The organism is Paenibacillus eucommiae (assembly GCF_017874215.1).
Classification (GTDB): Bacteria; Bacillota; Bacilli; order Paenibacillales; family NBRC-103111; genus Paenibacillus_AI; species Paenibacillus_AI eucommiae.
Map to the genome: position 1 here is coordinate 71,760 of NZ_JAGGLB010000009.1, position 13,970 is coordinate 85,729.

At 42.5% G+C, this 13,970-nt stretch carries 18 protein-coding genes; 8 read left to right on the forward strand and 10 right to left on the reverse strand.

The window, feature by feature from the left end:
* Positions 1 to 8: 8 nt before the first annotated feature.
* On the reverse strand, positions 9 to 737 hold the full coding sequence (locus tag J2Z66_RS15005) for a MerR family DNA-binding transcriptional regulator (RefSeq protein WP_209972257.1): 729 nt from the start codon (positions 735 to 737) through the stop codon (positions 9 to 11).
* A gap of 161 nt (positions 738 to 898) precedes the next feature.
* Between J2Z66_RS15005 and J2Z66_RS15010 the strand changes: the two genes are divergently transcribed.
* The 6 genes from J2Z66_RS15010 to J2Z66_RS15035 all read left to right on the forward strand — a co-directional run bounded on the left by J2Z66_RS15010 (position 899) and on the right by J2Z66_RS15035 (position 4,539).
* On the forward strand, positions 899 to 2,038 hold the full coding sequence (locus tag J2Z66_RS15010) for an alpha/beta hydrolase family protein (protein ID WP_209972258.1): 1,140 nt from the start codon (positions 899 to 901) through the stop codon (positions 2,036 to 2,038).
* A 124-nt stretch (positions 2,039 to 2,162) separates the two neighbouring features.
* Positions 2,163 to 3,128 (forward strand): arsenic resistance protein, encoded by a 966-nt coding sequence (locus tag J2Z66_RS15015; RefSeq protein ID WP_209972259.1) that lies wholly within the window; start codon positions 2,163 to 2,165, stop codon positions 3,126 to 3,128.
* 284 nt (positions 3,129 to 3,412) lie between these two features.
* Positions 3,413 to 3,757 (forward strand): hypothetical protein, encoded by a 345-nt coding sequence (locus J2Z66_RS15020; protein ID WP_209972260.1) that lies wholly within the window; start codon positions 3,413 to 3,415, stop codon positions 3,755 to 3,757.
* Positions 3,758 to 3,795: 38 nt separating this feature from the next.
* On the forward strand, positions 3,796 to 3,996 hold the full coding sequence (locus tag J2Z66_RS15025) for a hypothetical protein (protein WP_209972261.1): 201 nt from the start codon (positions 3,796 to 3,798) through the stop codon (positions 3,994 to 3,996).
* Positions 3,997 to 4,240: 244 nt separating this feature from the next.
* Positions 4,241 to 4,399: a hypothetical protein gene (locus J2Z66_RS42640; protein WP_245375565.1), complete on the forward strand. Its 159-nt coding sequence runs from the start codon at positions 4,241 to 4,243 to the stop codon at positions 4,397 to 4,399.
* Complete coding sequence (locus tag J2Z66_RS15035) at positions 4,396 to 4,539, forward strand: type II toxin-antitoxin system PemK/MazF family toxin (protein ID WP_209972262.1); 144 nt, start codon at positions 4,396 to 4,398, stop codon at positions 4,537 to 4,539. Before J2Z66_RS42640 ends, J2Z66_RS15035 begins: the two co-directional genes overlap by 4 nt.
* 257 nt (positions 4,540 to 4,796) lie before the next feature.
* Here the strand turns inward: J2Z66_RS15035 and J2Z66_RS15040 are convergent, their stop codons facing one another.
* The 8 genes from J2Z66_RS15040 to J2Z66_RS15075 all read right to left on the reverse strand — a co-directional run bounded on the left by J2Z66_RS15040 (position 4,797) and on the right by J2Z66_RS15075 (position 12,087).
* The gene (locus J2Z66_RS15040; protein WP_209972263.1) at positions 4,797 to 5,711 is read right to left on the reverse strand and encodes a phosphotransferase; all 915 of its coding nucleotides are present in this window, start codon (positions 5,709 to 5,711) and stop codon (positions 4,797 to 4,799) included.
* 561 nt (positions 5,712 to 6,272) lie between these two features.
* On the reverse strand, positions 6,273 to 6,812 hold the full coding sequence (locus J2Z66_RS15045) for a hypothetical protein (RefSeq protein ID WP_209972264.1): 540 nt from the start codon (positions 6,810 to 6,812) through the stop codon (positions 6,273 to 6,275).
* Positions 6,813 to 7,036: 224 nt separating this feature from the next.
* Positions 7,037 to 7,327, reverse strand: coding sequence for a type II toxin-antitoxin system HicB family antitoxin (locus tag J2Z66_RS15050; protein WP_209972265.1), 291 nt, complete (start codon positions 7,325 to 7,327; stop codon positions 7,037 to 7,039).
* A gap of 185 nt (positions 7,328 to 7,512) precedes the next feature.
* Positions 7,513 to 8,355: a tyrosine-type recombinase/integrase gene (locus tag J2Z66_RS15055; protein ID WP_209972266.1), complete on the reverse strand. Its 843-nt coding sequence runs from the start codon at positions 8,353 to 8,355 to the stop codon at positions 7,513 to 7,515.
* Positions 8,356 to 8,476: 121 nt separating this feature from the next.
* Positions 8,477 to 8,824, reverse strand: coding sequence for a hypothetical protein (locus J2Z66_RS15060; protein ID WP_209972267.1), 348 nt, complete (start codon positions 8,822 to 8,824; stop codon positions 8,477 to 8,479).
* Positions 8,825 to 9,035: 211 nt separating this feature from the next.
* Positions 9,036 to 10,073, reverse strand: a complete 1,038-nt coding sequence (gene purM / locus J2Z66_RS15065) for a phosphoribosylformylglycinamidine cyclo-ligase (RefSeq protein WP_209972268.1) — start codon at positions 10,071 to 10,073, stop codon at positions 9,036 to 9,038.
* 234 nt (positions 10,074 to 10,307) lie between these two features.
* Positions 10,308 to 10,988 (reverse strand): hypothetical protein, encoded by a 681-nt coding sequence (locus J2Z66_RS15070; protein WP_209972269.1) that lies wholly within the window; start codon positions 10,986 to 10,988, stop codon positions 10,308 to 10,310.
* Between the two features lie 241 nt (positions 10,989 to 11,229).
* Positions 11,230 to 12,087: an alpha/beta fold hydrolase gene (locus tag J2Z66_RS15075; protein WP_209972270.1), complete on the reverse strand. Its 858-nt coding sequence runs from the start codon at positions 12,085 to 12,087 to the stop codon at positions 11,230 to 11,232.
* A gap of 160 nt (positions 12,088 to 12,247) precedes the next feature.
* Here J2Z66_RS15075 and J2Z66_RS15080 point away from each other — a divergent pair, with 160 nt between their 5' ends.
* On the forward strand, positions 12,248 to 12,529 hold the full coding sequence (locus J2Z66_RS15080) for a hypothetical protein (RefSeq protein ID WP_209972271.1): 282 nt from the start codon (positions 12,248 to 12,250) through the stop codon (positions 12,527 to 12,529).
* Positions 12,514 to 12,774, forward strand: coding sequence for a hypothetical protein (locus J2Z66_RS15085; protein WP_209972272.1), 261 nt, complete (start codon positions 12,514 to 12,516; stop codon positions 12,772 to 12,774). Before J2Z66_RS15080 ends, J2Z66_RS15085 begins: the two co-directional genes overlap by 16 nt.
* 410 nt (positions 12,775 to 13,184) lie before the next feature.
* Here J2Z66_RS15085 and J2Z66_RS15090 read toward each other — a convergent pair whose 3' ends face one another.
* Positions 13,185 to 13,484, reverse strand: a complete 300-nt coding sequence (locus J2Z66_RS15090; RefSeq protein ID WP_209972273.1) for a hypothetical protein — start codon at positions 13,482 to 13,484, stop codon at positions 13,185 to 13,187.
* Positions 13,485 to 13,970 lie beyond the last annotated feature (486 nt).

Genomic DNA, 13,970 nt, shown 5'->3' on the forward strand with positions numbered 1-13,970 from the left:
GTATAGCGCTAGATTTGATTATCAAACTGATTGGCTTCTACCTGAGTACATAACCGATAAAACGCAGCTATACCGCTTATCTGGGCTCTATTTACTTTATCCAGATGCTGCTTGATGTCGTTTGTTATCGTTATGATTTTATTTTTGTCATTATAATCAAATTCTTTCAATTCCTCTTTAACCCTATCAACAGAATAATGAAGGCGATTGTAATAAACAGAAGCTTTCAGTGCATGTATGGTCAAAACTTGTCGTATATGTTCTTCCGTGAATATGCGATAGTTATTTTCCGTAGAACGACCGGCAGATATGAGGCCAACCTTATCCCAGTAACGAATCGTTGTGATTGGAACACCTGTCTCCCTACTCACATCATTTATCGTCAGCAGCGCAGGATTTGTGCTAATTTTTGAATGTTTTTTATGAAACAGTTGCAGCATTTTTTCAGTGATTATTTTTTCCTGATGCAGGTTTGCTTGTGATTCATTAGCCATCCATAACGCAGAAGTTATTTTTTTCGCCAAGACTTCTTTCAACATTTTTGATATTCGTGTCAGACTGAAACCAGCCAGCATTTCTCTAATACAAATAAAATAAGCAATATGTTCCTCAGCAAACATCCTATATCCAGATGCAGAACGTGGCACAGGGGGTATCAGGCCAAGCTCTTCGTAATTTCTTAATGTGGTCGTACTGACACCCAGTTTGCGGGCAATATCAATGGGTCGTGCAGCCATTTAACTTCCTCCATAAATCGATTACAAAACATTATATCATTGGTTTAAACTTTTTTATATTAAAAACCTAAACAATAAGGATAAGTGCCCCACAAAGTTTCCTAGTTGCTTCAATGTTATACAATGTAGATATACAACTTTAAATTCTGAAAGGAGAACTCATGAAAATCAAAGAAAAACACAAACTCAGAAAACCTAGCGGACCTTACTTAGTAGGGTGTAAGCCATTCTCTTATGCATACGATCCGGATGAAAAAGACGATAAAAACCGCATTATCCCCGGCATATGCTTTTATCCCGCAAAAGGTACCGGCGAAGGAAACCTGAAAAAATATGTCAGCCAGACTATCCTCCAGGGAACCAGCGGTATTGAAACGAATTCATATATCAACGCTCCCATAGGGGATGGCAAGCACCCGCTTCTCCTTTTCAGCCATGGATTCAGCCTCTTTTGTGAAGCTAACACAGTTCAATGCGAGGAACTTGCGTCCCATGGTTATATTGTAATCAGCATAGGCCATCAGGGCGGAGGCTCGTATGAGCTGCCCAATGGTGAGATGATGATGCTTGATATGGAAAAAATGATGAAGGATTTTCAAGCAGACGCAATCGGCATGGGGATGTTCACCAAATACAGCGCATGGCTCGCCGAAGATGGCAAAGATGCAAGCAGCCAGGAGCATAGCGACTACTATAAAAAAATGATTGACAACCAGCCCGGATTCACAGCTCATAGTGAAATTTGGATAAAAGACAGCCTTGTGGCCCTCGACATCTTTCTGAATGAAGCCGAACAGGAAAGTTCTGCGCTGCATAACCATGTCGATAGGGAGAATATCGGTGCTTTCGGAATGTCCTACGGAGGTTCTACCGCATTGAGCCTGACACATGTATCCGACCTGATTAAGGCCAGCGCCAATCTTGATGGCTTCTTCTACAGCACCATCTGGCAGAAGCCAATCCATAAACCAATCATGCTCATGCAAAATGATGTGGGGCTTTTTCTAACCTTTCCTTATCTGAACGCCGAGAATGATGCCTACATAGCAACGTTCAAAAAAAGCACACATGCAAACTTTTCTGATTACAACGAAATCATGGCTGAAAACTACATCGCAAAAGGCGTAATAGAAGGTAAGGAAGTCGAGCAGGCCATGCTCGGAGAAATAGATCCCAACAAAATGGAAGACATCATGAATGCCCTTCTCCTTGATTTTTTTAATAAGTACCTGAAGGGCAAGGATTCTCAAATCATAGACACGGATAAGGTGCCTGATGAAGTGATTTTGCTCAAAAAATAGCCAGAATAGATTGGAATCAAACGAACCGGTCCAGCTTATATGGAATTAAGACGAATTGCCCTTTAACCCGCATCTATACGTTATAATTGTTGATATCAACATTTTAAAGGGGAACGTTAAAGCTATGATGGCAAGAGATACACTTGAGCAAAGACAAATCCCGATTTATGCGGGTACTCTTATCGTTGCTGCCGTTGTAGGTATCGTATGGCCAACGTTTTCTACATCACTGGGGCATATAACTTCATTGGTTATTGCCATCTTGCTCTTTAGCATGTTCACCCAAATCCCCTTTTTCCGTTTAAAAGAGACGTTATCCAATCAAAGATTCATTTATGCTTTGCTTGTAACCAATTATGCAGCAGTTCCTTTGCTAGTCTGGCTCCTAACGAGATTTCTGCCGGATCAGCCGCCTTTATTACTTGGTGTGATGCTTGTACTTTTAGCTCCGTGCATTGACTATGTCATCGTCTTTACCCACCTTGGCCGCGGCAATGAGAAGCTCATACTGATCTCAACACCACTTCTTTTTATTACTCAAATGCTATTTCTGCCTTTGTATCTATGGCTCTTTATCGGCAAACAGGCAGTTGAATTGATCCGCTTTGGGCCATTTATCGAAGCTTTCATCGGACTTATCCTGGTTCCTCTTCTGCTCGCTTTAGGCACGCAGGTGTGGGCGGCAAAAAGTAAGATCGGAGAGCGGATGCTGAATGGGTCGGCATGGCTTCCTGTTCCCTTTATGGCATTGACACTCTTTGTAATCGTGGCCTCCCAAGCCAATAGAATATACGAATATCAAGGGGTAATCGTACAAGCCATTCCTGTTTATGTCGCATTTATGGTGCTCATGCCATTTATCGCAAGCTTGCTTGCAAAATGGTCTCGTCTAGATGTTCCAGCGGGACGTGCGCTCGTCTTTAGCGGTGGAACACGCAATTCACTAGTCGTGCTGCCTTTTGCTTTCGCCTTGCCTGAACCGCTTAGTGGATTGGTTGCAGCTGTGATCGTCACCCAGACGATTGTGGAATTAGTAGGCGAGCTCATATATATTCGTGTGGTTCCGGGGTATGTTATTCGTGATCATTGAGAAGAACGTCTTTCTTCGGTGTCCTTTGAGGATCGTGTTCGCAACTTGGGAGCGTTACGGGAGGGAATGGCTGTGGGCTCCAGCCGCTGTTAAAGATTTGTTCCCTTGAATCGATGTGGGGGTAGGAACAAATCTTTAAATGCGGGCGCTAACGCTCTTCCTCCCACAACCATTCCCTCTCCTCAGCTACAATCCGCACGAATCACACTAACACCAAGCTAAAACGGACAGCCAGCAAGGTGTTTTCTATTGGTCAGAGGAGATTTCCTGGCGGCCAAAGGCTCATGGGACGAAGAGCTGAGCGTATCTGCCAGGAGATCCTTACGCAGTACCAACGCGCTAAAAAAGCGGAGTATGAGGAAATCGCCCTGACCCGTCTGATCGATCAAATTGTACTAAGGCGGAAAATCGGGACGCCGGACCACTTTCAATTCAAGTTTGAAATCCACTTTCCGAATTGGCTTGTGGAAGCTAACAGGGAAGGCAATCTATTCGACATTTCGTTAATCATGATGAACGATCTGAAATCGTATCTGGCACAAGGGCTTTATTGGTTAATCGCCTCCTATTCGGAGGAACCAGCGGTGACACTGGAATTAACGAAGCTGGCCGCCATTTCCACTTTTTAGATGACGACCGCGAACCAATCATGGCGGTTTATAAAATCGTGGAGAGAATCAAACAGGCTTGCGAGGAATTGCAGACCGTTGGATTTATCGACCATTATGAGTTTTCCGGCAAAAAGCAAGGTTTGCTTGGACGCTTTCTGACCGTGACCAAAAACCCTGTCTTCCTCAATGTAGTGCCAGAAGCCCGGAACCGGGAGCTGCCGCAGCCAGTTCAGTTAGACCTTTTTATGAGTGATTAGGATACCGAACGATCAAACCATAAATTTTTCTGGAATTTTCGGGTTTAATAGCCTGTAGCCTTCTGAAGCTCACCCCGAACCGGCTTGGCCAGGTCGGGGGAAAAAAGTCGAACAATACTCACAAAGCCGCATTCCCTGTCTGTGGATAGCTGCGGTTTTTAATGCCACGGCAACGGTATCAAAATATCGGCACACGTATATCATAAGGATAGTACATGTTGAATGGGTGGAAATTGTAATTATTGTGACACCAGATAATGTTTTATTGCTTTATCCTTTGAAAAAAACGCAGGAATCCAATGAAGAAATACGTGCTCATTTGAAGATGCTGCTTTACAAAGTGAAATCAGATTCACGTCATGAACAGATCGGCTTCGGCATCGAAGGAGACGAGTTGATTTGATAATTTCTACACGCGGCGAGTTGATATGGCTTGACTCTGACCCGCAAGCATGTCATGAACAGGTGGGGCGACGACCAGCAGTCGTCTTGTCCGAAGCAGAGTTAAGAATTATCAGTTCCCAAGTGGCTTTTCAATTTTAAAAATCGACAGATCCCATAAAATAAGTATCCTCCAACAAAAAAGACAGCGGCAGCCTTAGACGAGAAAATATAGTCTTAGACAACCGCTTTTTATTAAACTAACGTGTCCCGTTAGCTTAATGACTTACTCTGTTGTTGAAATTCGTGTTCCTTAACATAAAGCGGCATCAGAGAAGGCGAATCGTACCTTATCACGGCTTTTAAACGACAAAATGGTGCCGATAGCCATAGCCCATAGCCGCAACGAAATAATGAGCCTAATCCGACAGTGCCCGCATGATGTTGGATTTCGCCTCTGCCGCAATCGCTTCATTCCCGTCATCGACCGCTTGCATTAAGATCAGTACGGGGATGTATACCGCGATCAGCCGCGCCAGCAGCTTCGTTTCCTCGTCCGCTCCTCCGTACGTTTCGAAAAACACGCCGCGAGCGTAAGGTGGTAAAAAGCTGTAAGCAACGCTCAAATCGCAAGCCGGATGGCCTACGCTCAGATCGCCCCAATCAATGATGCCGGAAACGATCCCTTTCTCATTCACAAGCATATTTTTGAAATGAAGATCGCCATGTAGCATTGCATTCACCGCCTCGACACGGTCCGTTTGTAACCTGCTAATATACGCTTCGATCACACCGGACTCCTCCGGCGACAAGTGTTCAACCACCTTCGATAGAAAGCCCGCCAATTTCACTTTGCGCGATGCTATGTCCGTCAAGCTTCGATGATCTTGCTGAACTCCGCACTTCAGCGCCGCCTGCACCGGAAACTCATGCAATCTCCGCAAAAATTTCGCCAGCGTCTCTGCCGATAAAGCCCGGCGTTCTTCCGTCAAACCGATTGGGAAATCTCCTGGCACGTAGGCATAGCCAAGAAATGGTGCCGGGTATTCGTCACTTGCTTCGCCATAAAACAACGGTTTCGGATAGGGGATGGTCATATATGCCTCCAGCATCGGAAGCATCTTCCCTTCCAGACCAATAGAATTGACCGCAATCGTTCTTCTTGGAAACCGGAACACGCACTCGTTACCGATAAGAAATACGGTATTGTCCCAGCCCCAGCCCAATCGCTTCACTTGCTTCAATGATAGTTGCGGGAATTGGCTGTCGATCAGCGTCCGCGCCTGCTCTTCGTTAACTTCCCACTCCGCATCCCATACATTCGTTCCTCCCATGAATCGTAAACCTCCTCCACCGGTTACAATAGCGAAACATTCGGTTTGGCCTTTCTTTCATTTATGTCCCATTTGATTTGTAATCCTAGGTGCGATCTTCGCGGTAACAGCCCCAATAATTGAATAAAAGTATCCGTTAGTAGTTTAATCAACTTAGGTCACTTTCGTTTAATTTGATCCTGAAATCTTGCTTAGAATCATTCCGATGATTTCTTCTGTTCCTATATGATCAGTTTCTATATGTTCTTGAAATTTTTTTTCTTTAAATGCAGCTAAGCCTGCTTTTGTATGTTGCTGATACCACGCTCCAAATTTTTGCTCATCCGTGACCTCTAGTTAAGTGCAAGCGTACCAATTGCTTTCAGTGTTTTTCAGTTCAATGAATGGTTTGAATTCGGCTCGCATTTGATCACATATGTTGAGCAATTTTTACTTGAGTGGATTAACCCCTTCAGGAAGATCAGTAAATCGTCTATATTTTCCATACAGCGAAGCAGCTGTGCGAATGAAAAACTACACTCTTACTTTTATCTCATTTTATAGTATATTTTTTCGCATCAACTAAATATTCCCTTCCCAGTGATCCCCTGAACCAACAAATTTCCATTCTCCATCTTCTTTTTGGAAGATAAACAATTGATATTCTTCGTACTCTATCCCCTTTGTTCCTTTGGGATTAAACAATACTTGAACATACTCTAAAACAACATACTTCGTATCGTTATTCCTTGCTTGAGGCACATTGTCAAAATCCACTTTTTTTATTTGTGTTATTACTGTCTTGGAAAAAGTCGGGATTGAATAATCTTCAGCATCTTTGTTCAAAACTGGTAAATCACTAAAATCCCCCTCATATCCGGCTTTAATATATTTATTTATGACTTTTACGATAGCTTGTTCATCGCCAGTGTAATCATCAATATCTAAGTATGTTGGTTTCACGTTGATAAAATCGATCTCGTCACTCTCCTCAGATGGAAAAAGATTGGGTGTTTCCTTATTGATTAAACCAATTCCAGAATTATGATCAGGCTTTTCATTAGATGATTGGCATGCTACTAATACAAATACAATAATCATAAGTAATAATAAATATCTCATCATTTACCTCCAAACTAATAATGTCGGCATAAGAACAAGACTGACCCCAATAATAGAAATAGTGGCAGCAGCCATGTACGAGAAAATAAAGTCCTAGGACTGCCGCTGTTTTATTGAACTATAGTGTCCCATTAGCCATCCATGCAGCTCAAAATCAGCGCTGCACCACAGAGGATGAAAATTTTGGTGAAGTGAATTTTCATAGTAGTTGAATAACGAAAAAATCATTCATCTGTTAATCCCCTAATTTGAATTCTCACACGGGATGGGCGGCGCATAATCATATCGCCAGGCTCGGGTATAAATTCCTTGTTTTTAAGCCGTGATTCGAAATAATTTTTTTTGACAACTTCTATTTCTTTCAACATTTTGACCATTGTTGTGCCAAAAGCATGACACCCAGGAAGTTCTTCTACGAGACCAAAATATAAACCCGAATGATTATTGCTCTCAGGTATATATTCGGAAATAAAGTTGTAGCTCCTTGTCATGTAATATGCAATATCTTTACTCACACATCCACAGCCTTTAAGAGTTATTCTGTAACTGATTAACAAACAAATGTACTCCGTTAAATAATTCGTTTAGGGAGTTTCAATATCCTTCCAGTTTAACAAAGTGAAACCCTAAACACCACGTTAACCTGCCCTTTAGTTGAATAGCGGCGGATTTCTAAAGGTGAATCCACCGCTGTTCTATGCTAAAAAAATTGCCGATAAAGTTCTCTCCGGCGCTCGCCGCGGAGCTGAGCATAGATTTGCGTGGTTGATGCTTTTTCATGCCCCAGCATACCTTGGATGAAATCCAGTGGTGCACCATTATCAAGTAGTTGGCACGCATAGGTATGTCTAAAGCGATGAGGATATACATTTGCTTCGATTTCTCCCCGATCTGCAAGCCGTTTCAAAGCCCATCTGATCGTAGGAATAGCCTTTCGTTTAGTGGGATGTGTATCGGTTACGAATAAGGCTTTACAGGAGTCAGCACGGCAATCCAGGTACTTCTTTAACCATACTTTGCACTCCGTCGTAAAGTAAACTTCTCTCTGCTTTGAGCCCTTGCCATTAACTATTGCAGAGCGATTTTCCCAGTTGAGATCCTCGATGTTTATCTTCTCTACTTCACCAACTCGGCAGCCGGTACAGTAGAGAAACTCAAGCAGCGCTCGTTCCCTTAGTGACTGACAAGAGATCTTTAAGTGAATAACATCTTCCTCGATCAAAAACTTAGGAATACGCTTATCCAATTTTGGTTCTCTTAATTTTAGAGAGGGATTTGAATTTAGATACGTCTCTTCATAAGCGTAGCGAAAAAGGGAACGAACAAAACGAATTCGATGCCCTAGGCTGCTAGGCTTTAACCGATCTGCTTGTTTGGCCAAATACTCTTTCAGCATTGTTAACGTTATCTCTGATATTTCGAGATCGCCAAGTTCCAACATCAACATTTTGTGCTGGAGGACGTAAGGTTTTAATGTTTTCGGACTAAATCCTTGAATACGCTTATCAGCCTCGTACACTCGCCACAACTCACTCAAGTTCATAACAAAACCTCCCTTTAGAAGCTATTAATCTAGTTTGCTTCTAAGTAGAGGTTTTAATCTGCTTGTCTTTAGAACTAGCGTGTCCCGTTAGCTTAACTGACTACGCTGATAATGTATAATTTCACCATAAAAAATAGTAGCCCGAATGTTTCTTATTATTTGCTAAAGCCATAGCCAAAGGAATGGCAGCTAATATAATATATATTCCTATGAAAACAGGTCCTTTAATGATATTTTCTCTTTCAACAAGACCCATAGTTATTAAAATTATTCCTAATAAAAAATATGGTAAAGCTAATCCTTTTTGGAATGAGATAAGCTCATTCTCACTTATGATTTTTTTTGCGTTTTTACCAATTACAAATTTTAAATTTAATAAGTTGCAAATCCCAATAATGATCATTGCGATACCTAAAAATATTTGTGCATACATTTTCTTACCCCTTTCTTCAACTATTTGACTTCTCAAGATATGTTATCCCAACTTCCTTTCATATTAACATAATCACGATATGGGAACTCGTGAATATATAGAATAGGCTCTTTCACTAAACTGCCCGTTTAATCCCCCATAGTTGGCTAATGAAAAAAACGATTTAAAAAGAAAAGACTGCCTATTTTGATATTCGGCAGCCTAGGTGATTTTTGTTAAGTGTTCTGGGCTAAAGTAAAGTATTACTTCATTTCAATTTTTGTTGGAAGATAACTTCTTTGTTTCCATCAACAATTTCCCCAATTGTGTAACTTTTCAACCCGAATGCAGATACATGTTGAATCACTGCATCGACTGTTTTCGGATCAACAACCATAACTAGGCCCACACCCATATTGAACGTGCGCAGCATTTCACTTTCAGCAATGTTCCCGACATTTTGAAGCACTTGGAATACTGGCAGAACATCCACTCTAGATAAATCGATGATAGCATTTAACTCATTTGGAAGAACCCGATTCAAGTTCCCTTCAATTCCGCCCCCAGTAATATGTGCCATTCCGTGAAGTCCATCCCCTCCAAACAAATCCTTCAAAGGTTTGTAATAACATAAGTGAGGCTTCATAATTGCGTCTAAAAAGTTCTCATCGCCTACCCTAATGTTTAGAATTTCTGGATGTTTGTCCATAATGGCTCGAACGAGAGTATACCCATTCGTGTGGACTCCGTTAGAAGCAACAGCCACTATGATATCTCCCTTACGAATAGTAGAACCATCAATGATTTTCGATTTATCTACAATGCCAACTATGCTAGACGTGAGTATATATGAGCCTTTCTCCAGCACCCCTGGCTGTATTGATGTCTCTCCTCCAGTTAAAGCACAATCCTGTTCTTTGCAGGCCGCCGAAACGGCATCAACAATCTCGCTGATAATTTCCTTATCAATTGCTCCACAAATGATTGCATCCTGGACTGCCAAAGGCTTTGCACCCATCACTATTATGTCATTTATCAAATGATTAATCATATCATAGCAAACTGAACGAACCCGTCCATATTGAAAAGCAAGTTTTTGTTTGGAGCCAGGCTCCTCCGTTTTCATTACCATTACAGGATGCTCATATTCTGGAAATCTGAAGTCGTATAGGGACGCGAACGCACCTAAAGAGTTTAGTACGCGACTATCATTCGTCTTCAAGCTGTTGGCCATACTTTGCTTTACAGCATCCGTATCATCGATATTAATACCTGCACCTGCATAGGTTAGTTTGTCTCTCTCCACTTATTTGACGCCTCCACGTATACGTTTTCCAAACATTGTAACACACCTATTTCGATAATAAAATTCAGTACATATCATATCTCCCAGAATGATAAAGGGAGACGAAATATAAATTCACCAGCCAATAAAATACATTGCGATAAACTGCCCGTTAGCTTAATAAAAACAAGGAGCAACTGGCGTGGCAAACTGCTCCTTGTACCGTTCAACTAACGTTCTCCGATAGCTCAACGTTCAATCCTCTCTAAAAATAACCCATTTACCATGCTCTTTTACCATTGCGTAATTTGGGTCAGCCGTCGACCCGCCCTTATATAAAAAAATCACTTCCAATAAGTCTACTTCAGATTCTGGACCGAAATCGTTTTTGAAAGCCTTTGCTCTACTTTCAGGGTCATGTCGTATCCATAATATTTTTTCAATATTATCTCGGTTTTCGTATCGACTACTCAAAATTCCCTTTACGTCAATTGCTTTGAACTTTTCGATGTCATCTCTCTGCATTGCATCATACAGATTCAGGATTACTGATAGCATATCAACCGGTATGGAACTTTCAACAATTGGCGCTCTTTCACTACCATCCAAGAGTGCTTTATGCATTACTGAACGCAACCTTGTTAGTTCATCACCAAGATTTGTACTCACTAATTTGAGCTCAGATAATTGTTCATTCAAACCCTTCTTTTCCAACTCAAAGTCAGCCTTTAGTTTTAAGGCATCATTCTCTTTGGTGGCTATTTCATTCTTATATTTGAAGGCTAACTGTTCTTTTTCCTTTAACGCATTATTAGTTTCAACTACCTGCTTCCCCAACGATTTTATCTCTCTCTGTTGTAAAACAATTACACATATCAGAATTAAAACAAGTAAAGCGAAAACAACAAGTCTCTTATTTTTAAGTATAGATTTCACCCTCCCTTACAATACGTAGAAAGCTGTCACTCAAACTAGAAGCAGGCTCAATGAATTAGAACAGCCGCTAGTCATGAGGACATAAGGAATATATAAAATATACCCATTTTTTTCGACGTAATTACGTACAGATTTGTTGCGTTAAACTGCCCGTTAGCACAACAAAGCTGCCGATCAGTGCCAGCAGCCTTATTCCAATATTTTGTTTCGATATCGTATCCGTTAACGGAATAATCCCCCTCTAAATTCCAGTAACTTTTCGGGCTACAAAGTCATGTATTAGTTTCCCAAGAGTAGTGGGGTTATCAAGCCAAGGGTAATGTCCAGATTGGGAGATTAATCTAAACTCGCTATTCTTTAAGTTACTCGCAAGTTCCTTCACGTATTTATATGGTCGAGGGTCTACTTCACCATGAACTAAAAGCACAGGAGCAGTAATTGAGGAAATGACTTCATTTCTAAACTCATCACTTTCTAGGTACTCATTGCAGTCAACCTTTTGATTGACTTCATTGTTTACAAATTGACCATCCACTCGTGGAAGCATAGAAAAATTATTTTTGTTAAATAAATCTGCCCTCAAACTGAGTTCACGTATTCGGTTTCGGGTGTGTTCTCTTTCTATACCGCTCATTTGGTTCACGATTGAACGCAATTGAGTATACTCTTCTCTTTCATCAAAGCTCATATTTTCAAGTCGATTAATACGATAATCGATATGCCATGCGGGGTTTATTCCAGTTCCCGATATATAAATTAATGCTTTAACCTGACAATTATATCTGACAGTATAAGCTAGACCCACTGATGCCCCCCAAGAATGTCCGCACACAACCCATTTGTCTATACCTAAATGAAGCCTTAAATGTTCTAAATCATCAATAAAGGTTTCAACATCATAGGGTCCTTTTTTCTCAGACCTCCAACTCCCTCGCTGCTCATACCGTATAACTTTGTAACGATTATCTAACATATCGGCGATTGGCTCTAAATAGTCATATGCCCCTGGTCCTCCGTGTAAGAGAACCATAGGAATACCCTGCCCTTGAGTTATATGCCAGAGTGATACACCATTTATTTTTGAAACTATTCCATCCATTTAATTCCTCCCGATTTACGGTTATTATTACATATATTTCTCTCAGGATATTCAAAATCCTTTGAGTTATTCTGCCCGTTAGCTTAATAAAAACAAGGAACTGCTGCTGCAAGCAAACTGCTCCTTGTATCGTTCAACTAACGTTCCCCGTTAGCCATCCATGCAGTGCAAATCGTTTTACCCGAATGTTGCGGGCGCGTTTCGCTCACTGATTACACTTGAGGGCACGATGGCGCAATTGAATCCTTTGTTCAGCTTAATGGACGAATCCCGCCGCTTCGCCCAGGAGCACACGGCGGAGTTCCTTCCTGTCAGTGACTACACCGATCTGCGGAAAACGGCGACGATTGAATTGCTGAGCTCCTCGTTATTCGCAGGCTGCCGCGGCGACTCGACCATCTCGGGTCGATGCTGGAGAAGGGCGAGATGTCCGTTAAGGTAGGCTTTTTCTCTGACAAGGCCAACACCACACTCGTGACGAAATGGATTTCACAGACTTTGCTGGCTTTCGTCGGAACGGCGTTCGGAGGCATCTCCATCGGACTGCTTAGCTTAAGCGGCCATGACACTCGGGATGAGTTTAATATCGTGGCCGTTTTCGGATACGCCAGCATATTGATCAGCGCGATCCTGCTCATTCGAGTCGCAATCCCTGCTGTGCGGAATTTGAAGCAAGTCAAGGAGTAGCGAATATGATCCATGGGGAAGGCAGAGTGAAACTTGATATCCTCTATCCGCCCCTTCGGGAAACGTTCGAAATGGGATCGTGCACATTCCCATTTCCCGTTCTTCTCCGCCTTCTCCTGATCTTCTTCCGAAGCTGCTGCCCAGCAGGAATATAACGAGGTCATTAATAAATTCCCCATTTAATTACATTCAGTTTGCCCTTGGTGATAGCTACGCTGGTATCACCCCAATCTAGGGGTCCCGCCAACATTTTAACGAAAATATACGGGTTCCTCTCTTTTATTTTGACGGATGTTCCCTGATGCCATAATTTCTGTATCCACCCGTGGCCCCGCCCCCGGCTGCCGGCACACATTTGCGCCATTTTCACCCGAATTTGCGCCACATATGCTTGTTTTCGATATACTTGTTTACACCCTTGCGCACCCCGCCCCGGCCGACTTCCGCGCACTTCGTCGTGGCCTGCCGCTTCCCGCCACTCTACCTGACTTCTTTTCGTCTGATCGTCTGACCCGCCCCAGCTTTTCTTGTGATTTCCTGCTACGTCCCGCTTCCTTATATACTTCCCGCTCACGGCCTGATATCCAGTCCCGCTTCCGCTGCCTGCCGCTGACCGCGCATCCCGCTCCGATCTGCCGCGGCCGGTTATCCCTTCTACTTGGTGCGTTTCCTGCTACTTTTGTGTTGACTTCGACTGCTGGGTATGGCATTTCCCCTTTCCGACCCGGTTTTCGCGCAGTGCGCGCGGCGGCCCCCCCCGACGGACGAAACCTGCAGCTTGGTCCGGATCAAGTGGCAGGGAGGAGGTCTGCTGCTAGGGAGGGAAAACCCAAAAGAATAAACCCGGATATAGGAGCAGAGCTGCAGTTCTGCAACTAGATACGAATCTAGGTACAGAAAGCGTAGAAAAGCGGTCACAATGGGTAGATCCGAAAAATGTGATATTCCAGAATTAATTAGAAAACGGAGCACGCAAACCCCGCGCTGCTCCGTTTTTGTTGTTTCAAAATTCGTTAGAAATATCTCTGCATAACAACACAATAGGTGGTTTGTTGCAGAATTCGTTAGAATAAATTTTAGGGCGATATTTAATGAATATTCATTTACTGCATAAATATACAGCGAATCAGTGTAATAAAAACTTGGGTTACATGTTCGGCATAAATCCCGCTGTACTGGTCGGCAAAAATCATTAG

Excerpts from the sequence above, each read along its gene's own strand:
- J2Z66_RS15075 (WP_209972270.1), bottom strand. The coding sequence starts at position 12,087 with ATGGATGGAATAGTTTCAAAAATAAATGGTGTATCACTCTGGCATATA.
- J2Z66_RS15045 (WP_209972264.1), bottom strand. The coding sequence starts at position 6,812 with ATGAGATATTTATTATTACTTATGATTATTGTATTTGTATTAGTAGCA.
- J2Z66_RS15080 (WP_209972271.1), top strand. The coding sequence starts at position 12,248 with ATGCAGTGCAAATCGTTTTACCCGAATGTTGCGGGCGCGTTTCGCTCA.
- J2Z66_RS15085 (WP_209972272.1), top strand. The coding sequence starts at position 12,514 with ATGTCCGTTAAGGTAGGCTTTTTCTCTGACAAGGCCAACACCACACTC.
- J2Z66_RS15040 (WP_209972263.1), bottom strand. The coding sequence starts at position 5,711 with ATGGGAGGAACGAATGTATGGGATGCGGAGTGGGAAGTTAACGAAGAG.
- J2Z66_RS15055 (WP_209972266.1), bottom strand. The coding sequence starts at position 8,355 with ATGAACTTGAGTGAGTTGTGGCGAGTGTACGAGGCTGATAAGCGTATT.
- J2Z66_RS15005 (WP_209972257.1), bottom strand. The coding sequence starts at position 737 with ATGGCTGCACGACCCATTGATATTGCCCGCAAACTGGGTGTCAGTACG.
- J2Z66_RS15015 (WP_209972259.1), top strand. The coding sequence starts at position 2,163 with ATGATGGCAAGAGATACACTTGAGCAAAGACAAATCCCGATTTATGCG.
- J2Z66_RS15020 (WP_209972260.1), top strand. The coding sequence starts at position 3,413 with ATGGGACGAAGAGCTGAGCGTATCTGCCAGGAGATCCTTACGCAGTAC.
- J2Z66_RS15010 (WP_209972258.1), top strand. The coding sequence starts at position 899 with ATGAAAATCAAAGAAAAACACAAACTCAGAAAACCTAGCGGACCTTAC.
- J2Z66_RS15090 (WP_209972273.1), bottom strand. The coding sequence starts at position 13,484 with ATGCCATACCCAGCAGTCGAAGTCAACACAAAAGTAGCAGGAAACGCA.